A 20,791-nucleotide genomic window follows, 5' to 3' on the forward strand; every position below is an offset into this window, starting at 1 on the left:
AGGGCGAGTGCTCACGCGTCGGCCCGCTCGGCCGTTGCGGCGTTCAGGGCGGTGATGCCCTTGGTCGAGGCGATCACACCCTTGAGCTTCTTGGCGAGGGCCTCATAGAACATGCTGAGCGGAAACTCGTCCGCGAGCACGTCGTCGACGAGCTTGCGCGGCGGCTGCGTCAGGTCGAGGGCGTCGGGGCCCTTGGCCCACTTGGAGCCCGGGTGCGGGGCGAGGTAGGTGGAGACGAGCTCGTACGCCTTGAACCAGTGGACGAGCTTCGGGCGGTCGATGCCTGCCCGGTAGAGGTCCTCGATCTCGGCGCACAGCTGGTTGGTGACCTGCGGGGCCCGCATCCAGTCGATCTTCAGCTTGTTGTCCGTCCAGCGCACGACGTCGTGCTTGTGGAGGTACGCGAAGAGCAGCTGGCCGCCGAGACCGTCGTAGTTGCGGTTGCGGTCGCCCGACACCGGGAAGCGGAACATCCGGTCGAAGAGGACGGCGTACTGGACGTCACGGCCGTGCTCGTTGCCCTCGGACTCCAGCTTCACGGCCTCCTTGAAGGCGGTGAGGTCACAGCGCAGCTCCTCCAGGCCGTACATCCAGAACGGCTGGCGCTGCTTGATCATGAAGGGGTCGAACGGCAGGTCGCCGTGGCTGTGCGTGCGGTCGTGGACCATGTCCCACAGGACGAAGGCCTTCTCGCAGCGCTCCTGGTCCTCGACCATGCGCGCGATGTCCTCGGGCAGCTCGATGCCGAGGATGTCGACGGCGGCCTCGGTCACCTTGCGGTAGCGGGCGGCCTCGCGGTCGCAGAAGATTCCGCCCCAGGTGAAGCGCTCGGGGGCCTCGCGGACGGCGATGGTCTCCGGGAAGAGCACGGCGGAGTGGGTGTCGTAGCCCGGGGTGAAGTCCTCGAAGGTGATGCCGAGGAACAGCGGGTTGTCGTACCGGGTGCGCTCCAGCTCGGAGAGCCACTCGGGCCACACCATCTTCAGGACGACGGCCTCGAAGTTGCGGTCGAGGTTGCCGTTCTGCGTGTACATGGGGAAGACGACGAGGTGCTGGAGCCCGTCGGCGCGCTCGGCGGCCGGGTGGAAGGCCAGCAGCGAGTCCAGGAAGTCCGGCACCTTGAAACCATCCGCGACCCACTTGCGCAGGTCGGCGACGAGCGCGCGATGGTACGCGGCGGCGTGCGGCAGCAGCGGGGACAGCGTCTGAACGGCGTCGACGGCCCGCTCCACGGCGGCCTCGACGTCGACCGGGGCGGGGGCGCCGGCCGCCTCGAAGTCGATCGAACCGTCCTTGGACTGCCAGGGGCGGATCTCCTCCACGGCGGCCTTGAGCGCGGGCCACGCAGGGTGGTCGACCACCCGCGTCCCAGCGGTTATCACGGCACCGCCGGCACCCGGCACAAGAGTTTCCGTCATGTCACTTCCTCCACAGGAGAACCTCACGTCAAGACAGCGTATGCATGTAAGGCTCTCCCGCTCAAGAGGGAAGGCGGGAAATTATCCTGCCCGACCCCCTTCTCCACCGAAATTCTTCCCGTTCATATGGGTGGAGGCCACCACTCCGCCTAGATGTTCCAAGGCTCGAAGCGGCATCCGGGGCTCCTGGAGCGCCGCCGGTCGAATACCTCACACACCCCCGGCAGAGGGGCCCTGGGCGCCCGTTTTGCCCGTGAAGTGCGGGATCACCTTCTCCCCCCACTGCCGGATGGTCTCCAGGCAGGCCTCCTGCGGCACCGTTCCCATCTGGATCAGGCACATCACCTCGTCGGCGCCCGCCCGCCTCAGTCGCTCCACGTACGCGATGGCCCCGTCCGCGCTCCCGTAGGCGTGATCGGCGTTGAAGGTGGCGGTGGCGGTGGGCCGGACCGGAATGTCCAGCTCGTGCAGCCGGGCGACGACCTGCTCGGCGGCCCCGCGCATCCGGGCCTCCTCGTCGCCGCCCTCCTCCACCGCCTCGTCCGGGACGCCGGCGCCCCCGTACCAGTGGCCGATGGACTGTGCGAAGAAGCGCTGGCCCCGCACCCCGATCCGCCGGGCCTCCTCGGGATCGTCGAGCACGATCGTCGGGCAGAGCACGGAGAAGTGGTCGTTGACGACCGTCGAGACGAACGCGCCGCCGTCCCGGGCCCCGCGCGCCCCGTCGTACACGGCCCGCATCCCCGCGACCGCCTCCGGCCCGGCGAAGCCCATCACCAGCGCCCCGACCCCCAGCTCGGCGGCCCGCACCAGGGTCTCGCCCCGGCTGCACGCGAGGAAGAGCGGCGGGTGCGGCCTCTGGGCCGGGCGCGGCAGGACCGGATGCGGGTCGATGTCCACGAGCGGGCCGTGGTGCTCCAGCTCCTCCTCCTGCCAGGCCTTGCCGATGATCCGCAGCGCCTCCTCCACCTCGGCCGTGGTGCGCAGCGGGTCGACCCCGCAGAGCGAGGTCTCCTGCGCGGTGCCACCGCGCCCGGCGCCCAGGTCGAGGCGGCCGCCGGAGAGCAGGTCGAGCATGGCGGCGCGCTCGGCGACCCGGACCGGATGGTTGAAGTTGAAGGGCATGCACACGACGCCGTGCCCGATGCGTATGGTGTGCGTCCGGGCCGCGACGTAGCTCAGGAAGACCTCCGGAGCTGACATGTGGGAGTACCACTTCAAGGAGTGGTGCTCGACGGCCCAGATCCGGTCGAATCCCATGCGTTCGGCGAGCACCGCCTGCTCGACGCAGTCGCGGATCACCTGGTGCTCCCGTTCCACGGTCGGGTCGGCGAGCTGAGCTTCGAAGATGACGGAGAAAATCACGGTGCCTCCAGGATCGCGTCCACTGCCCGGACTCACTTCTATTCGAAATATGACTAGTAGTCAGGCCGCGAACAAGCAAGAGCTCCCGCCGACCGCGTGGGCCGTCCTCGGCCTGCTGTCCTTCCCCGGGGAGCGCACCGGGTACGAGCTGAAGAAGTGGGCGGACTCCTCCCTGCGCTTCTTCTACTGGTCGCCGGCCATCAGCCAGATCTACGCGGAACTGCGGCGGCTGGAGGAGCTCGGCTACGCGGCCTCCGTGCGCTCGGGACCCGAGGAGGCCCGCGCCAAGCGCCGCTACGCCATCACCGACGCGGGGCGTATCGCCCTGGCCGGCTGGGCCTCGGACACGGCCGAGGCGGGACCGCCGGTGCTCAAGCACGGGCTGCTGCTGCGCGTCTGGCTCGGGCACCTGTCGGAGCCGGAGCGGCTGCGCGCGATGGTGGAGGAGCACATGGACCGGACGCTGGTCGAGCTGGCCGCCGTACGGGAGGCCATGGGGCACGCGGCGGAGGTCCCGGAGTGGGCCTTCCCCGCGCTGGCCCTGCGCTGGAGCGAGCGCCAGCACCTGGCGGAACTGGAACTGGCCGAGGCCCTGCTGGCGGACCTCGCACAGGCCCGGCCCGTCGGGTCGACGGCCGGGACCCCCGCGGACCCCGGCCGTCAAGCCGACGGGGACTCGCCCACGCCCGGGTGACGCGGCAGCGGCTCCCCGGCGCCGCCCGGCGCGCACGGCCCTGTCGGGAAGCGGCCGGGGGGCTTCCGCGAGGCCTTGCACGGCCGGTCCCCTCGTGAGCGCGGCGCACTAGCATGCGACCTCACCGCGCGCGCGGCCGGAAGGGACACCGTGAACGCGCGCCGAGCCGCCGTCGACGGAAGCGAGAGAACCTTGACTTTCCTCACCATCGGTCACCGCGGGGTCATGGGCGTCGAACCGGAGAACACCGTGCGGTCGTTCGTCCGCGCGGAACGCTGCGGGATGGACGTGATCGCGCTGGACGTCCGTCTCAGCAAGGACGGCGCCCTCGTCGTCCTGCACGACGCCGAGGTCGACCGCACCACCGACGGCGCGGGCGCCGTCGCCGACCTGACCCTGGCCGAACTGCGCGGGCTGGACGCCGGCGACGGCGAACGCGTACCGCTCCTGGACGAGGTGCTCGACGCCGTGCGGCCCCCGCTCCTGGTGGCGGTGCACGACCGGGGCGCCGCCCAGGCGCTCGCGGAGCTGGTCGTGCGCCGGGACCTGATCTCACGGGTGGAGGTGGCCTCCGGCGACGGCGGCCTCCTCGCCTCGGTCGCCGACCGGGCCCCGGGCGTGCGCACCGTCCTGCGGGTCGCCGGACACCACGAGGGCGTCGTGGACCTGGGCCGGGCGGCAGGGGCACGGACCCTCGCGCTCGACATCCGCCGGATCTGCCTGGAGACGGTCGAGGCGGCGCACACGGCCGGACTGCGGGTGACGGGCTGGACGGTCAACACGCTGGACCAGCTGCGGCTGGCGCGGGCCCTGCAACTGGACGGCGCCGCCACCGACTTCCCGGAGATCCGCAGTACGGGCCGCTTCACCGCGTGAGCGGCGGGAATCACCGCGACGCCAAAACCGCCGGAGCGGTCCCGGTCGCGGTCCTCAGAGGGCCTTGACGAGCAGCTCGAAGGCCAGGTCGTCGCGGAGCGGCACGCCGAAGCGCTCGTCGCCGTAGGGGAAGGGGCTCAGTTCGCCGGTGCGCTCGTAGCCGCGGCGCACGTAGTAGGCGATGAGCTCCTCCCGTACGTTGACCACCGTCATCCGCATCTCCTTGGCGTCCCACGCATCGCGGGCGCGGCGCTCGGCCTCCGCCATGATCTCCTTGCCGAGGCCTGCGCCCTGGAGCCCCGGGCGGACGGCGAACATGCCGAAGTAGACGTGGTCACCGCGGTGTTCGAGCTGGCAGCAGGCGATCAGCTCGCCGGCCCGCTCGACGACGAGGAGGACGGCGTCGGGGTTGGCGATGACCGCGCGGACGCCGTCGGGGTCGGTGCGCTGCCCGTCGAGGAAGTCGGCCTCGGTGGTCCAGCCGGCCCGGCTCGCGTCCCCCCGGTAGGCGGACTCGACGAGAGCCACCAGCTCCGGTACGTCGTCGTCCACGGCGCTGCGGAAACTCAGGGCTGCGGAGGGGGCGGTCGGCATCGGGAGGGCTCCGTTCGGTGCGGCGGCGCGGGCGGGCGCCGGGTGCGGCAGGGAGAGCCTAACGCGGGGCTCCGTGAGCGCGGCGTGAGAGGGCCGCCGGGCGGGCATCCCTTCCGGTGAAGCCGACGAACCGGGAGGTTCCGCCGTGCACGGTCCCGCGATGCCCCTCTCCCCCTTCTCCGCCTCCGCCGTCTCCTCCTGGCTGCTGGTCCTGCTGTGCGCCGCGAGCGGTACGTACTGTCTGCTGCGGGCGCGCAGAGCGGAGCGGCGGGCGCGCGGGGCGGCCGGCGGCGAGGCGGTGATGGGCCTGGGGATGGCGGTGATGGCCGTGCCCGTGGGGACGGGCCCCTGGGGGCCGCCGCTCCTGCTGGCGGTCTTCTGCGCGGCCTCGGTCCACGCCCTGTGGCTGCTGCGCGACGGGGTGCACCACACACACCACCTGGTCGGGTCGCTGGCGATGGCCTACATGGCGCTGACGATCGGCGGCGGGCCGGGGCACGGGCACGGCCGGGCGGGGCTGCCGCTGGTGACGGGTGCGCTGCTCGTCTACTACGCCGGGTACGTGCTGCTCGGCGGGGCCCGGCTGGTGACGGCGGGCGGCGGCGCGCTGCCGACCGCGGCGGGGGGCGCGGCGAAGGCGGGGGCCGGGGCGGGCGTGGGCGGGGACGGGGGCGGGGGCGCGGCAAGCGGGGTGGACGACCTCACGCAGGCCTGCCGACTCGCCATGGGGACGGGGATGTTGGCGATGCTGCTGACCATGTGACGTCCCGCCGGAACGGGAGCCGAACGTGTCCTGCGTCACCAATGGCCCGGGACCGTACCCGCGGGAAGTGCGCCCCTCATAGGCTGGCGGACATGATGGTCCCCGCCGCCCTTCTGCTGCTCGGCGCTCTGACCGCGTTCCTCGCGCCCCGCCTGCTGGCCCGGGCCCGGTGGCCCGAGCGTGAACCCGTCGTCGCGCTGTGGGCGTGGCAGTGCGTGGTGGGTGCCACCCTGTTGTGCCTGGCGCTGTCGATGCTGCTCAGCGCGGCCGCCGCCTGGCAGGCGGTGCGCGGCCGGCTCTTCGCGGCGGCACCCCACGGGGTGGTCGACGCGTACGGACTGGGGGCCGGGGGCGGGCCGTGGGCCACCGGGACCGCCCTCGCGCTGGCCTGCGGAGGGCTGTGGACCGGGGCGATGCTGACCCGGGAGGTGCTGCGGGCACGGACCCGGCGGCGCACGAGCGGAGCCGAACTGGAGCTGCGCGCCCCGCTGTTGCCCGGCGAGGACCCCGCGGCGACGAAGCTGGTGGTCCTGGAGGGCCCGCGTCCGGATGCCTGGTGGCAGCCGGGAGCCGCCCCCCGGCTGGTGGTGACCACCGCGGCGCTGGGCCGGCTCAAGGGCAGCCAGCTGGACGCGGTGCTCGCGCACGAGCAGGGCCACGTGACGGCGCGGCACGACTGGCTGCTGCACTGCTCTCGGGCGCTGTCGCAGGGGTTCCCGCAGGTGCCGGTGTTCGCGGCGTTCGAGGCGCAGATGCACCGGCTGGTGGAGCTGGCCGCCGACGACATGGCCTCGCGGCGTTACGGGCGCCTGACGGTGGCCCTGGCCCTGGTCGGGCTGAACGAGGACCGGGGCGTCTTCGGCCCCTGCCCGACCCAGGCGCACGTACCGCAGCGGGTGCGCCGGCTGCTGACGCCCGTACCCCGTCTCTCGGCGGGCCGCCGGCTGCGGCTGACGGCCCTGGCCACCCTGGTGCCCGCGGTTCCGCTGCTGGTGGCCTTCGTACCGGGGCTCAGCGCGCTGGCGTAGGACGGGGCCCGGGGCGGGCCGGCGTCAGACCTGCTCGGTGGGGCGCACCAGCAGCTCGGCCACGGCGACGTGCCGGGGGCGGGTGACGACGTAGCCGATCGTGTCGGCGACGTCCCGGGCCTGGAGCCGTTCGATCGCGCCGAACCGGCGCGTGAGCACCTCCTGGACCTCCGGGCTGTTGTGGTCGCGCAGCTCGGTGTCCACGCTGCCCGGCTCCACCACGGACACCCGGACGTGCCGGCCGGCGGTCTCCTGGCGCAGGGCCTCGCTGAAGGCGACGACCCCGTACTTGGTGGCGCAGTAGGCGCTGCTGCCGGCGAAGGCGACGCGGCCGGCGACCGAGGACACGTTGACGACGTCGGCGACCCGCCGGGAGCCCTCGGCGGCGGCCGCGGCCAGGTGGGGCAGGGCCGCGTGGGTGGTGTTCATCAGTCCGGTCAGGTTGATGTCGACCATGCGCCGCCACTCGTCGGTCGTGGCGGCCGCGGCCGGCCCGAGGATCATCAGGCCGGCGTTGTTGACGAGGGTGTCGAGCCGTCCCAGTTCCGTGACCGTCCGCTCGACGGCCTCGCGCACCTGCGCCTCGAACGTCATGTCGGCGGCGATCACGAGCGCGGTCCCTCCGGCGGCGCGCAGGCGCGCGGACAGTTCGTCCAGCCGGTCGGCGCGCCGGGCGACGAGCGCCACGGCCGCGCCGTGGGCCGCCAGGACCTCTGCCGTGGCCGCGCCGATGCCGCTGGAGGCGCCCGTGACCAGGGCGACCGTTCCTTCGAGTACCGCGTCCACGTCGCTTCCCTCCTCCGGCTCGGGAGACCGCTCCACCTGGCCAGGATGCGCCCGTGCACGGTCACCCGCACAGCGGCGTGGAAAGAAGAGTTCCGCTGGAGCCGTGGTGGAGGACGGCCGGAGCGCACGGAGGCGCGCAGAGGAGGGGGAACGCAAAGAAAGGGGGGAAGGGGTGCCTGCCCGGGGTGATCCCCCGCGTCACCCCGGGCAGACGGTCCCGCGCGCTGAGTATATTGGCTCGGAGCCAGTCAACGCAGGAGTAAGCATGTCCCCGCGCAGCGCATCGGTCAATGAAGAATTGCGCAGACGTTCCAGGGAGCGGCTGCTGCAGGCGACGGTCGAACTGGTCGCCGAGCGCGGCTACGAGGCGACCAAGCTCGGCGACATCGCCGACCGGGCGGGCGCGGCCCGCGGCCTGGTCTCGTACTACTTCCCCGGCAAGCGCCAGCTGCTGCAGTCGGCCGTGCACCGGCTGATGCACCTGACGCTGGAGGCGGGGCTGGAGCGCGAGCCGCGCAGCGACGACGGCCGCGAGCGGCTCGCCCGTGCCGTCGACGCGATCCTGGGGCTGGCCCGTGACCAGCCGCGGCTGATGCGCACGCACATGGCGGGGATCCTCCAGGCGGAGGGGTTCATCCAGTGCCCCGAGCAGCAGCGCCTCGCGGCACTGCTGCGGGACACCGTGGTCCGGTACGGCTCGCGGGACGTGGACACGGACTATCCGCTGCTGCGGGCGCTGCTGATGGGGGCGGTGGTGGCGGTGCTGCTGCCGGGGGCGCCGATGCCCGCGTCCCGGCTGCGGGCGGAGCTGTTCCAGCGGTACGGGCTGGACTGGGAGCTGGGCGTCCCGCCGGACGGCGGACCGCCCGGCGGAACGTTCGCCCGGTAGCTCCGGGCGGGGCCCGTCAGTGGTACTCGGGCTGGCTCTGCACGTTGAGCCGGTCCATCCGGACCCACTTGGCGCTCTCGGTGCGCCAGTCGTCGATCCGCAGCACGTCGAGCCCCTTGGCGATGTCGTTCGAGTAGATGTGGCCGTTGTAGTAGTACGCCGACCAGGAGCCGCCGAGGCCGAGCTTGTCGGTGGTCAGCGGGCCGCGCTCGAAGTAGCCGATCTCCTTGGGACTGGTGGAGTCGGTGAAGTCCCAGACGGACACACCGCCCTGGTACCAGGCCTGGACCATGATGTCGCGGTCTCCGCCGACCGGGATCAGCGAGCCGTTGTGGGCCACGCAGTTCTCGGTGTCGGCCTGGGCGCGCGGGATCTTGAAGTAGCCCTTGAAGACCAGTTTGCGCTGGTCTCCGCGGCCGGTGATGTCGTAGATGCCGTCGGCGCCCCGGTTGGGCCCGGTGGCCTCGTTGCAGGTGGCGCCGCCCCCGCCGCCCAGCTCGTCGGTGAACACCACCTTGTCCGCACGCTCGTTGAAGGTGGCGGAGTGCCAGAACGAGAAGTTGACGTTGTCCTGCACCCGGTCGATGACGCGGGGCCGCTCGGGCTCGCTGATGTCGAAGAGGATGCCGTCGCCCATGCAGGCACCGGCGGCCAGGTCCTCGGAGGGCAGCACGGTGATGTCGTGGCAGCCGGTGGTCTTGGAGACTCCGGGGTTGGTGGGGGCTCCGGGGTTGCCGCCGTCAGGGAAGAGCACCGGGAAGGCGACGACGGCGGCCTTGGTCGGAGCCTTCTTCGGGACCTTGACGACCGAGATGCCGTCGTGCGGCGGCTGGCAGTCCGGGAAGGCCTCGCTGGGCGAGTAGGAGGCGACGTAGAGGTAGATGTCGCGGCCCCCCGGCACCAGGGTGTGGGTGTGGGAACCGCAGGCGGTCTCGACGGACTTGATGTACTTGGGGTTCTTCTTGTCCTTGATGTCGAAGATCTTGATGCCCTCCCACGAGGACTTCTCCGTGGCGGGCTGCGACACGCTGTTGCACGAGTCGTCGCTGCGCGAGGAGTCGGTGGAGAGGAAGAGCAGGTCGCCGGAGACGGAGACGTCGTTCTGGCCGCCGGGGCACAGGACCCGGGTGACCACCTTCGGGGACTTGGGATCGGCGATGTCGTAGATCGTGAAGCCGTCGTAGTTGCCGGCGTAGGCGTAGTTCCCCTGGAACGCCAGGTCGGAGTTGATGGTGTTGGGGTTGGCGCTGGGGATGTTGGCCAAGGGCTTGATGTTGCGGCTGTGCACGATCTCGTCCTTGCCGGGGATCTCCCCGGGTGCGAGTTCGCGGTCCTGCGCGCGGTCGGCGCTCTGCCGGGAACCCGCTCCCGGTACGAGGTCGCCGGGGTCGGGGGTGGCTGCCGCCGGTCCGGCGGTGGCCAGGAGCGTAGTGAGGAGTCCGGCGGCGGCCAGGGCCACCCCCAGACTCCGGTGGCGCACTCTGCCGGTGTGCAACGTGGTCACTGTGCCTCCCGTGGGGGCCCGTACGTTTCGCTCCTCCTGGGAACGGAACCTGGACCCCGGCAGTATCTTCCTTTCCATGGACATGGCAAACGCATTACTCGGCCGATTCCTGGGGGCGGCTCTGGCCGCCGCACTCCTCCTCACGCTCACCGGCTGCCAGGACGACGACAACGGCGGCGGACGGGCCGGCGAAGACGCCGCGGTGGTCGTCGCACCCGGCAAACCGGGCGAGAAGTCCCGCACCCTCTCCCCCGAACAGGCCGCGAAGGAACGCCCCGACGACACCCCCAACGCCGCCGACCAGACCTACGTGCGGCACATGACCGAACACCACCGCCAGGCCCTGACGATGAGCGCCCTCGCCCCCGACCGGGCCTCCTCCGACGCCGTCAAACGCCTCGCCGAGCGCATCACGGCCGCACAGCGGCCCGAGATCGGGGCCATGGAGAAGTGGCTCTCCCGTTACCCGTCGCCCGGCTCAGACTCGGCGGCCCACGACCACGGCGCGATGCCCGGCATGGCCACGGAGCAGCAGGTCAAGGAGCTGACCGAGGCCAGGGGCGCCGACTTCGACCGGCTCTTCCTGAAGCTGATGACCGCCCACCACGAGGGCGCCGTGAAGATGGCCGGCGAGGCGCTGGCCGGGGGCAACAACGGGGCGGTCGAGGAGATGGCCAACGAGGTGGTGGCCACCCAGACGGCCGAGATCCACCGGATGCGCGCGATGGGCTGACGGGCCGGGGCCCCGGTGTCATGCTGGGAGCACCTGCGGGAGGAGCTCCGCCGTGCTTCGTGTCGCCGTCGTCGGTTCGGGTCCCAGTGGGGTCTACGCCGCTCAGGCACTGGTCCAGCAGCGGGAGGTACCGGGCGTCCGCGTCGACGTGCTGGACCGGCTGCCGGCGCCGTACGGCCTCGTACGGTACGGGGTGGCCCCCGACCACGAGAAGATCAAGTCGCTGACCGGAAGCCTGCGGTCGGTGCTGGAGGACGAGCGGATCCGCTTCCTCGGGAACGTGGAGGTCGGCGGCGGACTCCTCACCACCGCCCGGCTGTTGGAGCTGTACCACGCGGTGGTGTACTGCGTGGGCGCGGCGCGCGACCGGACGCTGGGCATCCCCGGCGAGGAACTGGCCGGGGTGCACTCCGCGACGGAGTTCGTGTCCTGGTACAGCGGGCACCCCGACGCCCGGCCCTTCGACCTGGCCGGGGTGCGCTCGGCGGTGGTGGTCGGGGCCGGGAACGTCGCGGTGGACGTGACCCGGATCCTGGCCCGGGGCGTGCCCGAGCTGCGGCCGACCGACATGCCGCAGCCGGCCCTGGGCGCGCTGGCGGAGAGCGGGTTGCGGACGGTGACGATGGTGGCCCGGCGCGGCCCGTCGCAGGGCAGGTTCACCACCAAGGAACTCCGCGAACTCGGCACGCTGGCGGAGGTGGACACCCGGGTGGACCCCGCCGAGCTGGCCCTCGACCCGGCCTGCGCCGAACCCGCCGACCCGGCCGCGGCGGCCGCCCTGCCCGCCGTGGCCCGGCGGAACGTGGAGGTGCTGCGCGGCTGGGCGCGGGCGGCGCCGGACCCCGGCGCACGGCGGTCGATCTCGCTGCGCTTCTACCTGCGCCCCGTCGAGCTGCTCGGCGGCCCGCAGGGCCGGGTGCGCGGGGTCCGCTTCGAGCGGACCGCCCCGGACGGCCGGGGCGGGGTCCGGGGCACGGGCGCCTACGAGGACCTCGGCGCCGAGCTGGTGCTGCGCTCGGTGGGCTACCTGGGCGTGCCGCCGGCCGGGCTGCCCTTCGACGCCTCCACCGGGACGGTGCCGCACGCGGCGGGCCGGGTGCTGCGCGCGGGCCGGGCCTCGGTCGGCGAGTACGTGGCGGGCTGGATCAAGCGGGGTCCGACCGGGGTCATCGGCACCAACCGGCCGTGCGCCAAGGAGACGGTGTCCTCTTTGCTGCAGGACGCGGGCCCGCTGGCCCGGCGCGAGCTGCCGGCCGATCCGCTCACCGCCCTGCGCGCGGCCGGCCTGCATCCCGTGGAATGGCCGGGCTGGCTGGCCATCGAGGCGGCCGAGGAGGACCTGGGCCGCTCGCTGGGCCGCCGCTCGGTCAAGATCCCCGACTGGCCGGGCCTGCGCGCCGCGGCGGGCATCGCCTGAGCGGTCCGTCCCCCCGCGGGGCTCCCCGCCCACCCCTTGCCGCGGCCCTGTCGGGGCTGTCGGGGTTGTCGGGGCCGACGGGCTCGGGCCGGATCGCCGCTCAGCGGGACCAGTGCGGATCGCGGCCGGTGAAGGCGAGGAGCCGCTCCGCGCGGCTCGCCCCCTCCGGTACGGCCACCGGGGACGCGTACTTCCCGAACGAGTCGCGGACGAAGTCGACGGTCTTCGACGCGATGTCCTCCAGCGCCTCGGCCATCTCCTCGGTCAGCGGCAGGTCCTGCCCGGTCGCCACGGCGATGTCCCAGGCGTGGATCGCCGCGTCGAGCGCGGCGGCCGCAGTGCCGAGGTTCGCCGGCATCGGCCCCATCGGCGTGGGCACGCTCGCGGCGTCCCGCCCCGATTCCCACGCGGCCGCGGCCTCCTTCAGCACCGCGGTCAGTTCCGCGACCGGGTCGCCGGCCGTCGCGTCGGCGGGCTCGAACGGGTCACCCGCGGGTGCGACGTCCCTGATCTGCATGACCAGCGCCTGCTGGTCCAGACGTGCGTGGTTGAGCACCTGACGCACCGTCCACCGCTCACACGGTGTCGCGTTCCCCCACTCTCCGGCGGGAACGCCGCGCACGGCGGCGAGCAGGTAGTCGTGCGCGTCGGCCAGCAGTCCGAAACCGTCGACGGCCATCAGTCTCCCCCTCAGAAGCCCAAGATCGAAACGCCACCATAAACCGGTACCGGGTCGGCCGTCGGGCACATCCCGAGGAGGTCGCGGTGCTCGTGGGCGGACGCCCTACGTGACGGGCGCGCCCGGGGCCCCGAGGCGGGCCTCTTCGGCGGCGGCGGCCCGCAGGACGCCGTCCAGGAGACCGGGGAAGAGCGTGTGGAGTTCCGTGCGGCGCAGACCGTTCATCTTGGCCGTGCCGCGGTAGGTCTGGCGCACGACCCCGCTCTCGCGCAGGACGCGGAAGTGGTGGGTGGTCGTGGACTTGGTGACCGGCAGGTCGAAGTGCGAGCAGGAAAGCTCGGCTCCGGTGGCCGCGAGATCGCGCACGATGGACAGCCTCACCGGGTCGGACAGGGCGTGCAGGACGCCTTCGAGGCGGATCTCGTCCGGCTCGGGGTGGGCCAGGGTGCGGGCGGTGTCCCGTTCCGTCATGTCCGGCTCCTCTCGTTCGGATCGGCCTCCGCCGGGCGGCGGCGGACCCCATCGTACGAGAACCGTCGTAGGACGGGTGGGGGTGCGGCGCGGGCGTGGGGAACTCCCGCACCGCACCCGGTTCACCAGGAGCGGTGGTACTGCGCGGGCATGCGCAGTTCCCCGCCGAGTTCGGCGGCGGCGCGGCGGGCCCAGTAGGGGTCGCGCAGCAGCTCGCGGCCGAGGAGGACGGCGTCCGCCTCTCCGTTGGCCAGGATCTTCTCGGCCTGCTCCGGCTCGGTGATCAGCCCGACGGCGGCCACGGGGAGCGCCGTCTCGTTCTTGACGCGGGCCGCGAAGGGCACCTGGTAGTCGGGGCCGACGGGGATCTTCGCGTGCGGGGCGAGGCCGCCCGTGGAGACGTCGAGCAGGTCCACCCCGTGCTCCAGGAGCAGGGCGGACAGCCGGACGGTGTCGTCGGCGGTCCAGCCCTCCTCGTCCAGCCAGTCGGTGGCGGAGATCCGGAAGAGCAGTGGCAGTTCCTCGGGCCACACCTCCCGTACGGCATCGACGACTTCGAGGGCGAAGCGGGTGCGGTTCGCGAAGGAGCCGCCGTAGGAGTCGGTGCGCCGGTTGGTGTGCGGGGAGAGGAACTGTCCGATCAGGTAGCCGTGGGCGCCGTGGATCTCCAGCACCTGGTACCCGGCGGCCAGCGCGCGCCCGGCGGCGGCGGCGAACTGCCCGGTGATCTCCCGGATCTCCTCCACGGTGAGGGCCCGCGGCTCCGGGTCACCGTCGCCGAACGGCACGGCGCTCGGCGCGACCGGCGTCCAGCCGTGCGCTTCGGGTCCGACGGGGCGGCCGCCCTTCCAGGGCCGCTCGGTGGACGCCTTGCGGCCGGCATGACCGATCTGGATCCCGGGAACGGCGCCCTGGGACTTCACGAAATCGGTGATCCGGCGCAGGGCCGTGACCTGGGTGTCGTTCCAGATGCCCAGGTCGTAGGGGCTGATCCGGCCTTCGGGAGAGACGGCCGTGGCCTCCTGGACGATCAGTCCGGTGCCGCCGGTGGCGCGGGCCGCGTAGTGCGTGAAGTGCCAGTCGTGGGCCACGCCCGCGTCGGGGCCGGCGGGCTCGGCGCTGTACTGGCACATCGGCGCCATCCAGACGCGGTTCGGCACGGTCACCGACCGCAGGGTGTAGGGCTGGAAAAGGGCGGCGAAGGCGGCGGGTGCAGCACTCATGGGGCTCTCCAGATGTCACCGGACGCGCGCCGGGACCGGCGCTAAGTACGAGGAACACCGTACTACGAAATCTCTCGTAGTACGAGACCTCACGTACAAGCTGTGCGCCGGGGCGCCGCGCGCCGCCCGACCGGTATCGGCGACCGGGTGCAGACTGGCGGGAAACCCACAGCGGTGGACGAGGGCGTCCGGAGGTGCCGGCCATGACCGACGTGCTGTTGCTCGCGGGAACGCGCAAGGGGCTGTTCATCGGCCGCCGCCGGGACGCCGGCCCCTGGGAGCTCGAAGGGCCCCTCTTCAACGCCCAGGCCGTGTCCGCCGTGGCCATCGACGGACGGGGACCCGCACCCCGGCTCCTGGCCGGCGGCGACAGCTCGCACTGGGGGCCGTCCGTGTTCACCTCCGACGACCTGGGAGCCACCTGGCGGGAACCGGCCGCGCCCGCCGTGCGGTTCCCCAAGGACACGGACGCCTCCCTGGAGCGGATCTGGCAGCTACAGCCCGCGGGCCCCGAGGCCCCGGACGTGGTCTACGCCGGGACCGAGCCGGCCGCCCTGTTCCGCTCCACCGACCGCGGCGCCTCCTTCGAGCTGGTGCGGCCGCTGTGGGAGCACCCGACCCGCTCCGCCTGGGTTCCGGGCGGCGGGGGCGAGGGCCTGCACACGGTGATCACCGACCCGGCCGATCCCGCGGCGGTGACGGTGGCCGTCTCCACCGCCGGAGTCTTCCGCACCCGCGACGGCGGGGCCCGCTGGGAGCCCTCCAACCACGGGGTCTCGGCGGTGTTCCTGCCCGACCCGCACCCCGAGTTCGGCCAGTGCGTCCACAAGATCGCCCGGGACGCCGGGACCTCCGGCCGGCTCTACCTCCAGAACCACTGGGGCGTGTACCGCAGCGACGACGCCGGCGCCGGGTGGACCGACATCGGCGCCGGACTGCCCTCCGACTTCGGCTTCGCCGTGGCCGCCCACCCCCACCACCCCGACACCGCCTACGTCTTCCCGCTCAACGCCGACTCGGACAGGGTCCCGGCACAGCGCCGCTGCCGGGTCTTCCGCACCCAGGACGCGGGAGCCCACTGGGAGCCGCTCTCGAAGGGGCTCCCGTCCGGGGACCACTACGGCACGGTGCTGCGCGACGCCCTGTGCACCGACGACGCGGACCCGGCCGGCGTCTACTTCGGCAACCGCAACGGCGAGCTGTACGCCAGCCACGACGACGGCGACAGCTGGCGGCAGCTGGCCGCCCACCTCCCTGACGTCCTGTGCGTCCGGGCCGCCGTACTGCGCTGAACGGGACCGGCTGTCGGTGTGGGCCAGTAGAGTGATCACCCATGGCAGCAAGACCGTTGAACGAGATCGTCGAGCCGGGCTGGGCCCGGGCCCTGGAGCCGGTGGCGGGGCAGATCGCCGCGATGGGCGACTTCCTGCGCGGGGAGATCGCGGCCGGCAGGACGTACGTGCCCTCCGGCGCGAACGTCCTTCGCGCCTTCCAGCAGCCCTTCGACGAGGTGAAGGTGCTCATCGTCGGGCAGGACCCGTACCCCACCCCGGGGCACGCGATGGGCCTGTCCTTCTCCGTGGCGCCCGAGGTGAGCCCGTGGCCGCCCAGCCTGGACAACATCTTCCGCGAACTGCACGCGGACCTCGGCACCGGCCGGCCGCTGAACGGCGACCTGACCCCGTGGACCCGGCAGGGCGTCCTGCTGCTGAACCGCGCGCTCACCACCGCGCCCCGCAAGACCGGCGGCCACCGCGGCAAGGGCTGGGAGGCGGTCACCGAGCAGGCGATCCGCGCCCTGGCGGCGCGCGGCAAGCCGCTGGTGTCGGTGCTGTGGGGGCGCGACGCCCGCAACCTCCGGCCGCTGCTGGGCGAGCTGCCCGCCGTTGAGTCGGTCCACCCCTCCCCGATGTCCGCGACCAACGGCTTCTTCGGCTCCCGGCCCTTCAGCAAGACCAATGAGCTGCTGGTCGGCCAGGGTGCGGAGCCCGTCGACTGGCGCCTTCCGGTGGTCAGTTGAACCTTATATGACATTGAGCTACGACATTCCACGGATAAATACGGACAGAAGCCGCCCGAACAGGCCCTGCCCGAACACCTCGTTCCGATGAACCAGTAGCATGCGGCGCCATGAGCTCCCCCACTGGGCCCGCAGGCGGCCTGCCCGTACGAATGCCGCGACCCCGCCAGACCGGGCGGCACCGCCGGCCCGAGCCCGCGGTGGCGCCCGAGGGCGCGCCCGCGCTGGTGCTCGCCGTGCCCGGTGCCCCCTCCGCCGCCTCGCGCGGTCTCGCGGAAGAGATCATCAGCATCGGCCGCTCCGAGCTGCCCGGCCTGGACGCCCGGATCGGGTACCTCGAAGGTGACGACGCCGAGGGGGCCGAGTTCCCCTCGCTCTCCGGCGTGCTGACCGCCGTCGCGAACGAGCGGACCGCGCGCGCCGAGTTCGCCCGCGCCGCCGGGCACGAGGTGCCCGCGCCGACCGGCCCCGACGCCGTGGTCGTGCCCCTGCTGGCCGGCCCCGACGGCGACCTGCTGCGCCGGGTCCGCCAGGCGCTGATGGACTCCTCCGCCGCCGCCGAGCTGGCCGACGTACTCGGTCCGCACCCGCTGCTCGCCGAGGGCCTGCACGTACGGCTCTCGGAGGCCGGTCTGGCCCGCGCCGACCGGGCCCGGCTGTTCACCGTGGCCACCGCGGCCGACGGCATCATCCTGGCCACCACCGGCGGCGAGGAGGCCGTCCAGGCCGCCGGGATCACCGGCATGCTGCTGGCCGCCCGCCTCGCGGTGCCCGTGATCGCCGCCGCCCTGGACCAGGAGGGCTCGGTGGCCGCCGTCGCCGCCGAGCTCCGCGGCTCGGGCTCCGCCCAGTTGGCCCTGGCGCCCTACCTGATCGGCCCCGAGGCCGCCGAGGGGCTGCTGGACACCGCCTGCAAGGAGGCCGACTGCGCCGCCGCCGAGGTGCTCGGTGCCTACCCGGCGCTCGGCAAGCTCGCCGTCGCCCAGTACAGCGCGGCCCTCGGGATCACGCTGGGCGCCGCCGCGCACTGAGGTCCCGTACGACACCGCGAGGGCCCGCCCGGATCCGGTGCGGGCCCTCGCCGCGTCCGTGGACCGTCGCCGGGGCCCACCCCTCCGGCCCCCGGGTCAGCCGAAGACCACGCAGGAGGCGGCCGGTACGGCGACGCGGCCGGCACGGCGCGGATGCCCGGTCAGCGGGTCGACCTCGAACCAGGTGACGTCGCCGGAGCGCTCGTTGGCCGCGTAGAGCCGGCGCCCCGAAGGATCGGCCGCGAGATCGCGCGGCCAGTGGCCGCCGCAGGCGACCGTGCCGGTGAGCTGCGGCTTCTCCGGACCTCCGGCGAGCGAGAAGGTCACGAGGGTGTCGGCGCCGCGGACGGCGGCCCACACGAAGCGCCCGTCGGACGAGGCCACGATCGCGGAGGGGTAGGCCCGCGCGGACCCCGGGGCGCCCGCTGAGGCGACCGGAACCTCGCCGACCGGTTCCAGGTGCCCGGAGAGCGCGTTCCAGCGGCAGACGGTCAGCTGCGGCTCCAGCTCGTGCAGCACGTAGACCACCTCGCCCGACGGGTGGAAGACGAGGTGGCGCGGCCCGGTGCCGGCGCGCAGCACGGCCTCCCCGTGCACGCGCAGCGCGCCGGATGCCGGGTCGAGCACGCAGATCCGTACCGAGTCGGTGCCCAGGTCCACGCTCAGCACCCACCGGCCGGTGGGGTCGGGCAGCACCTGGTGGGCGTGGGGCGCCTCCTGCCGGTCGGTGTCGGGGCCGGTGCCGGTGCCCCGGTGGGTGAGGACGGAGGCGGGCCCGCGCAGGGCGCCGTCCGGCGTGAGCGGCAGGCTGCTGACGCTGCCCGAGCCGTAGTTGGCGGTGAGCAGCCGGCGCCCGGCCGGGGCGAGGTGGGTGGGCCCCGAGCCGCCGACGCGGACGGGCGCCCCCAGCGGGGTCAGCCCCCCGGCCACGGGGCGGAAGGCCGCCGCCATGCCCCGCTCGGTCTCGCCGACCGCGTAGAGCACGCCGGTGCCGCGGTCGAGCGCGAGGTAGGAGGGGTCCGGCAGGGAGCGCTCGGCCGCCAGCGGGGTCAGCGCCCCGGTGGCCGGATCCACGGCCGCGGTGGTGATGCCGCGGCCGCCCCCCGAGGTGAACGAGCCGATGTAGGCCCGGTGTCCGCCGCTGTGGTCCGTGCTGTCCGCGTCGTCCACGGGTGCCCCTTCTCCGCCGTTCCGGATCCGTACGGGCCGACCGTAACAGAAGGTCTAGACCAAATCCTCGCCTCTGGCGCGTTCCTGGGCACCGGCGTGGTGCACGTACGCGGTGGCGCTCGGCCGGTCCTCGTAGGTCCGATGGAAGACCGGGGTCGCCGAACCGGAGATCGGCGGAACGATCCAGGACCAGTCCGCGCCCACCTCGCGCCCCTTGCGCTCCTCCCTTTCCAGGTGGGAGAGGAACCGCCGGGACTCCGTGTGGTGGTCGGCGATGGTGACCCCCGCCTCGTCGAAGGAGTGCAGCACGGCCCGGTTGAGCTCGACCAGAGCGCGGTCCTTCCACAGCGAGCGGTCGCTGGTGGTGGCCAGGCCGAGCCTGCGGGCCACGGCCGGCAGGAGGTTGTAGCGGTCGGTGTCGGCCAGGTTGCGGGCGCCTATCTCAGTGCCCATGTACCAGCCGTTGAAGGGGGCGGCCGGGTAGTGCACCCCACCGACCTCCAGACACATGTTGGAGATGGCGGGAACGGCGTGCCAGCGCAGGCCCCAGTCGCCCCAGTCGTCCTGCCGGTCCGGATGCCGGATCGGCACCTCCAGCACGGCGTCGGCGGGGGTGTCGAACCAGCGGGGCTTGTCGTCGACGCCCTGGACCACCAGCGGGAGGAGGTCGAAGGGAGTGCCGGCGCCGCCCGCCCAGCCGTGCCGCAGCAGGGCCTCGGTCAGCGGGGCGTTGCGGGCGTCCCCGACGGTGATGGAGTGGTGGTCGCCGTAGCCGGCGTAGCGCACCAGCTGCTCGTTCCAGATCAGCGGGCCGGGGCGGTCCGGGGCGTCCGGGGCGAAGACCGTGATCGTGGGGCGGACCCGGCCGCCGCTGGTGGCCTCGCGCAGGTGCTCGAAGCACTCGTCGGCTATGTCCTCGGCCTCCGTGAGCGTGCGGCGGTCGCGCACGCGCAGCGAGTTCCAGTAGAGCCTGCCTATGCAGCGGTTGCTGTTGCGCCAGGCCACACGGGCGCCGTGGACCAGTTCCTGAGGGGTGTGCCGGTAGGTGCCGGTGTCCGCGAGCTCCGCCCGTACCTCGGCGAGGCGGGACCGCGGATCGCCCGCCTCCGGATTCTCCCGGTGGAAGAGCCGGATGAACTCCTCGGCTTCTTCCCACACCTGCGCGGCGCTCGCGTACTGCTGGAGAATTTCCATTCCGACCGGTTACCCCCTGTCCGACCAGATCCACCCTGTACGTGCCGGATGAATGTGCAATAAACAATCACCCGTTGTACATGTCGCAGGTCAGTGCAGTGAGCGGAGCGAGTACGGAACACTCCTCCGAGTGGTCTTCGCCTGTTGTCCTGCGGTGAGGGTTCCAGCAGTCGTACTATCCGCCGCAGTCGGGGAGCCGGGCGGGCCGGGGGCCGTGGCGGTCGGTGGTCGGCCGTCAGTCGCAGGGACGGCTCATGAACAGGGCGCGCTCCCCCGCCGCGGGCGTGCCGTCGTAGAGGGCCGTGTCCAGGCCGCAGAGGGTGAAGCCCATGCGCCGGTAGGCGTGGACGGCGGGCGCGTTGACGCTGCTGACCTCCAGCCAGAGGTGCGCGGCGCCCCGTTCGCGGGCGAAACCGGCGGCGAGGTCCATGAGGGCCCGGCCGATCCCCCGGCCCCGGTGGCCGGGGGCGACCTCGATGTCCTCGATCGTGAGCCGCCGGTTCCAGGAGGCGTAGCCGACGGCGGCGAAACCGCACAGGACCCCGCCGTCCAGGGCGACGAAGGTCCGGGCGTCCTCGTCCCCGCCGCCGTCGTCACCGTCGCCCTCGTCGGGCGGGAACACCTTGTGCAGCGGCGGATCGACGGGGACCTCCCGGACGGCGAAGCCGTCCTCGGAACGGATCACCTCGAACACGGTGTCCGTGCGGAAGGACCCGTCGAGGGCCTCCATCGCCTTCCGGTCCCCGGGCCTGGCGGTGCGGTACTGGAGCGTCATGCCCCGACGGTAGCCAGCGGGGCGCGGGGGTCGGTGCGCAGGGGCGCGGCGAGGGCCGTCAGGGCCTCCTCCAGGCCGTGGAGGTGGGCCAGCGCGGGCTCCGCGGCGGCCGGGCGGGGCGCGGTCCGCGGGGCCTCCGGCCCGGCGGTGCCCTGCGGGGC

The 20,791-nt window shown here is 73.2% G+C and carries 21 protein-coding genes; 10 read left to right on the top strand and 11 right to left on the bottom strand.

What is annotated here, in order from left to right:
- Nucleotides 1-11: 11 nt before the first annotated feature.
- On the bottom strand, nucleotides 12-1,418 hold the full coding sequence (locus tag ACEPPI_RS28530; protein WP_373918138.1) for a DUF6421 family protein: 1,407 nt from the start codon (nucleotides 1,416-1,418) through the stop codon (nucleotides 12-14).
- A 210-nt stretch (nucleotides 1,419-1,628) separates the two neighbouring features.
- The gene (locus ACEPPI_RS28535) at nucleotides 1,629-2,783 is read right to left on the bottom strand and encodes an LLM class flavin-dependent oxidoreductase (protein WP_373918139.1); all 1,155 of its coding nucleotides are present in this window, start codon (nucleotides 2,781-2,783) and stop codon (nucleotides 1,629-1,631) included.
- A gap of 49 nt (nucleotides 2,784-2,832) precedes the next feature.
- Between ACEPPI_RS28535 and ACEPPI_RS28540 the strand changes: the two genes are divergently transcribed.
- Nucleotides 2,833-3,477: a PadR family transcriptional regulator gene (locus tag ACEPPI_RS28540; protein WP_373918140.1), complete on the top strand. Its 645-nt coding sequence runs from the start codon at nucleotides 2,833-2,835 to the stop codon at nucleotides 3,475-3,477.
- Between the two features lie 192 nt (nucleotides 3,478-3,669).
- Nucleotides 3,670-4,353 (top strand): glycerophosphodiester phosphodiesterase, encoded by a 684-nt coding sequence (locus ACEPPI_RS28545; RefSeq protein WP_373918141.1) that lies wholly within the window; start codon nucleotides 3,670-3,672, stop codon nucleotides 4,351-4,353.
- A gap of 54 nt (nucleotides 4,354-4,407) precedes the next feature.
- On the opposite strand, the gene ACEPPI_RS28550 is transcribed toward ACEPPI_RS28545, so the two are convergent.
- Entirely contained in the window at nucleotides 4,408-4,947 is a 540-nt protein-coding gene (locus ACEPPI_RS28550) for a GNAT family N-acetyltransferase (protein ID WP_373918142.1), read from the bottom strand.
- Nucleotides 4,948-5,107: 160 nt separating this feature from the next.
- Between ACEPPI_RS28550 and ACEPPI_RS28555 the strand changes: the two genes are divergently transcribed.
- Both ACEPPI_RS28555 and ACEPPI_RS28560 read left to right on the top strand, forming a co-directional pair.
- Nucleotides 5,108-5,710: a DUF5134 domain-containing protein gene (locus ACEPPI_RS28555; protein ID WP_373918143.1), complete on the top strand. Its 603-nt coding sequence runs from the start codon at nucleotides 5,108-5,110 to the stop codon at nucleotides 5,708-5,710.
- 92 nt (nucleotides 5,711-5,802) lie between these two features.
- Nucleotides 5,803-6,738, top strand: coding sequence for a M56 family metallopeptidase (locus ACEPPI_RS28560; RefSeq protein ID WP_373918144.1), 936 nt, complete (start codon nucleotides 5,803-5,805; stop codon nucleotides 6,736-6,738).
- A 24-nt stretch (nucleotides 6,739-6,762) separates the two neighbouring features.
- On the opposite strand, the gene ACEPPI_RS28565 is transcribed toward ACEPPI_RS28560, so the two are convergent.
- Nucleotides 6,763-7,524 carry an SDR family NAD(P)-dependent oxidoreductase gene (locus tag ACEPPI_RS28565; RefSeq protein ID WP_373918146.1) on the bottom strand — a complete coding sequence of 254 codons (762 nt, stop codon included), beginning with the start codon at nucleotides 7,522-7,524 and terminating at the stop codon, nucleotides 6,763-6,765.
- 265 nt (nucleotides 7,525-7,789) lie between these two features.
- Here ACEPPI_RS28565 and ACEPPI_RS28570 point away from each other — a divergent pair, with 265 nt between their 5' ends.
- Entirely contained in the window at nucleotides 7,790-8,413 is a 624-nt protein-coding gene (locus ACEPPI_RS28570; RefSeq protein WP_373918147.1) for a TetR/AcrR family transcriptional regulator, read from the top strand.
- A gap of 16 nt (nucleotides 8,414-8,429) precedes the next feature.
- Here the strand turns inward: ACEPPI_RS28570 and ACEPPI_RS28575 are convergent, their stop codons facing one another.
- Nucleotides 8,430-9,917, bottom strand: coding sequence for an LVIVD repeat-containing protein (locus ACEPPI_RS28575; protein ID WP_373918148.1), 1,488 nt, complete (start codon nucleotides 9,915-9,917; stop codon nucleotides 8,430-8,432).
- Between the two features lie 76 nt (nucleotides 9,918-9,993).
- Between ACEPPI_RS28575 and ACEPPI_RS28580 the strand changes: the two genes are divergently transcribed.
- Together ACEPPI_RS28580 and ACEPPI_RS28585 are read left to right on the top strand one after the other, a co-directional pair.
- Nucleotides 9,994-10,650 (top strand): DUF305 domain-containing protein, encoded by a 657-nt coding sequence (locus tag ACEPPI_RS28580; protein WP_373918149.1) that lies wholly within the window; start codon nucleotides 9,994-9,996, stop codon nucleotides 10,648-10,650.
- 52 nt (nucleotides 10,651-10,702) lie between these two features.
- On the top strand, nucleotides 10,703-12,067 hold the full coding sequence (locus ACEPPI_RS28585) for an FAD-dependent oxidoreductase (RefSeq protein ID WP_373918150.1): 1,365 nt from the start codon (nucleotides 10,703-10,705) through the stop codon (nucleotides 12,065-12,067).
- Nucleotides 12,068-12,167: 100 nt separating this feature from the next.
- Here ACEPPI_RS28585 and ACEPPI_RS28590 read toward each other — a convergent pair whose 3' ends face one another.
- The 3 genes from ACEPPI_RS28590 to ACEPPI_RS28600 all read right to left on the bottom strand — a co-directional run bounded on the left by ACEPPI_RS28590 (nucleotide 12,168) and on the right by ACEPPI_RS28600 (nucleotide 14,440).
- Complete coding sequence (locus ACEPPI_RS28590; RefSeq protein WP_373918151.1) at nucleotides 12,168-12,746, bottom strand: TIGR03086 family metal-binding protein; 579 nt, start codon at nucleotides 12,744-12,746, stop codon at nucleotides 12,168-12,170.
- A gap of 105 nt (nucleotides 12,747-12,851) precedes the next feature.
- Nucleotides 12,852-13,217: an ArsR/SmtB family transcription factor gene (locus ACEPPI_RS28595; protein WP_373918152.1), complete on the bottom strand. Its 366-nt coding sequence runs from the start codon at nucleotides 13,215-13,217 to the stop codon at nucleotides 12,852-12,854.
- A 122-nt stretch (nucleotides 13,218-13,339) separates the two neighbouring features.
- Complete coding sequence (locus tag ACEPPI_RS28600) at nucleotides 13,340-14,440, bottom strand: NADH:flavin oxidoreductase/NADH oxidase (RefSeq protein ID WP_373918153.1); 1,101 nt, start codon at nucleotides 14,438-14,440, stop codon at nucleotides 13,340-13,342.
- A 203-nt stretch (nucleotides 14,441-14,643) separates the two neighbouring features.
- On the opposite strand from ACEPPI_RS28600, the gene ACEPPI_RS28605 reads away from it, so the two are divergent.
- From ACEPPI_RS28605 to ACEPPI_RS28615, 3 genes are all read left to right on the top strand, one after another.
- Nucleotides 14,644-15,732: a WD40/YVTN/BNR-like repeat-containing protein gene (locus ACEPPI_RS28605; protein ID WP_373918154.1), complete on the top strand. Its 1,089-nt coding sequence runs from the start codon at nucleotides 14,644-14,646 to the stop codon at nucleotides 15,730-15,732.
- A gap of 41 nt (nucleotides 15,733-15,773) precedes the next feature.
- Entirely contained in the window at nucleotides 15,774-16,460 is a 687-nt protein-coding gene (locus tag ACEPPI_RS28610) for a uracil-DNA glycosylase (RefSeq protein ID WP_373918155.1), read from the top strand.
- Between the two features lie 110 nt (nucleotides 16,461-16,570).
- A complete protein-coding gene (locus tag ACEPPI_RS28615) occupies nucleotides 16,571-17,491 on the top strand; it encodes a sirohydrochlorin chelatase (RefSeq protein ID WP_373918156.1) in 921 nt (306 codons plus the stop codon).
- Nucleotides 17,492-17,587: 96 nt separating this feature from the next.
- On the opposite strand, the gene ACEPPI_RS28620 is transcribed toward ACEPPI_RS28615, so the two are convergent.
- From ACEPPI_RS28620 to ACEPPI_RS28630, 3 genes are all read right to left on the bottom strand, one after another.
- Entirely contained in the window at nucleotides 17,588-18,661 is a 1,074-nt protein-coding gene (locus ACEPPI_RS28620; RefSeq protein WP_373918157.1) for a lactonase family protein, read from the bottom strand.
- A 54-nt stretch (nucleotides 18,662-18,715) separates the two neighbouring features.
- Nucleotides 18,716-19,855: a nitric oxide synthase oxygenase gene (locus ACEPPI_RS28625; protein ID WP_373918158.1), complete on the bottom strand. Its 1,140-nt coding sequence runs from the start codon at nucleotides 19,853-19,855 to the stop codon at nucleotides 18,716-18,718.
- Nucleotides 19,856-20,090: 235 nt separating this feature from the next.
- Nucleotides 20,091-20,630: a GNAT family N-acetyltransferase gene (locus ACEPPI_RS28630; RefSeq protein WP_373918159.1), complete on the bottom strand. Its 540-nt coding sequence runs from the start codon at nucleotides 20,628-20,630 to the stop codon at nucleotides 20,091-20,093.
- Nucleotides 20,631-20,791 lie beyond the last annotated feature (161 nt).

Origin of the sequence: Streptomyces sp. AB3(2024), from assembly GCF_041862025.1 — a bacterium.
Taxonomy (GTDB): domain Bacteria; phylum Actinomycetota; class Actinomycetes; order Streptomycetales; family Streptomycetaceae; genus Streptomyces.

Excerpts from the sequence above, each read along its gene's own strand:
- ACEPPI_RS28570 (WP_373918147.1), top strand. The coding sequence starts at position 7,790 with ATGTCCCCGCGCAGCGCATCGGTCAATGAAGAATTGCGCAGACGTTCC.
- ACEPPI_RS28530 (WP_373918138.1), bottom strand. The coding sequence starts at position 1,418 with ATGACGGAAACTCTTGTGCCGGGTGCCGGCGGTGCCGTGATAACCGCT.
- ACEPPI_RS28560 (WP_373918144.1), top strand. The coding sequence starts at position 5,803 with ATGATGGTCCCCGCCGCCCTTCTGCTGCTCGGCGCTCTGACCGCGTTC.
- ACEPPI_RS28600 (WP_373918153.1), bottom strand. The coding sequence starts at position 14,440 with ATGAGTGCTGCACCCGCCGCCTTCGCCGCCCTTTTCCAGCCCTACACC.
- ACEPPI_RS28625 (WP_373918158.1), bottom strand. The coding sequence starts at position 19,855 with ATGGAAATTCTCCAGCAGTACGCGAGCGCCGCGCAGGTGTGGGAAGAA.
- ACEPPI_RS28610 (WP_373918155.1), top strand. The coding sequence starts at position 15,774 with ATGGCAGCAAGACCGTTGAACGAGATCGTCGAGCCGGGCTGGGCCCGG.
- ACEPPI_RS28580 (WP_373918149.1), top strand. The coding sequence starts at position 9,994 with ATGGACATGGCAAACGCATTACTCGGCCGATTCCTGGGGGCGGCTCTG.
- ACEPPI_RS28550 (WP_373918142.1), bottom strand. The coding sequence starts at position 4,947 with ATGCCGACCGCCCCCTCCGCAGCCCTGAGTTTCCGCAGCGCCGTGGAC.
- ACEPPI_RS28540 (WP_373918140.1), top strand. The coding sequence starts at position 2,833 with ATGACTAGTAGTCAGGCCGCGAACAAGCAAGAGCTCCCGCCGACCGCG.
- ACEPPI_RS28555 (WP_373918143.1), top strand. The coding sequence starts at position 5,108 with ATGCCCCTCTCCCCCTTCTCCGCCTCCGCCGTCTCCTCCTGGCTGCTG.
- ACEPPI_RS28605 (WP_373918154.1), top strand. The coding sequence starts at position 14,644 with ATGACCGACGTGCTGTTGCTCGCGGGAACGCGCAAGGGGCTGTTCATC.
- ACEPPI_RS28590 (WP_373918151.1), bottom strand. The coding sequence starts at position 12,746 with ATGGCCGTCGACGGTTTCGGACTGCTGGCCGACGCGCACGACTACCTG.
- ACEPPI_RS28630 (WP_373918159.1), bottom strand. The coding sequence starts at position 20,630 with ATGACGCTCCAGTACCGCACCGCCAGGCCCGGGGACCGGAAGGCGATG.
- ACEPPI_RS28615 (WP_373918156.1), top strand. The coding sequence starts at position 16,571 with ATGAGCTCCCCCACTGGGCCCGCAGGCGGCCTGCCCGTACGAATGCCG.
- ACEPPI_RS28595 (WP_373918152.1), bottom strand. The coding sequence starts at position 13,217 with ATGACGGAACGGGACACCGCCCGCACCCTGGCCCACCCCGAGCCGGAC.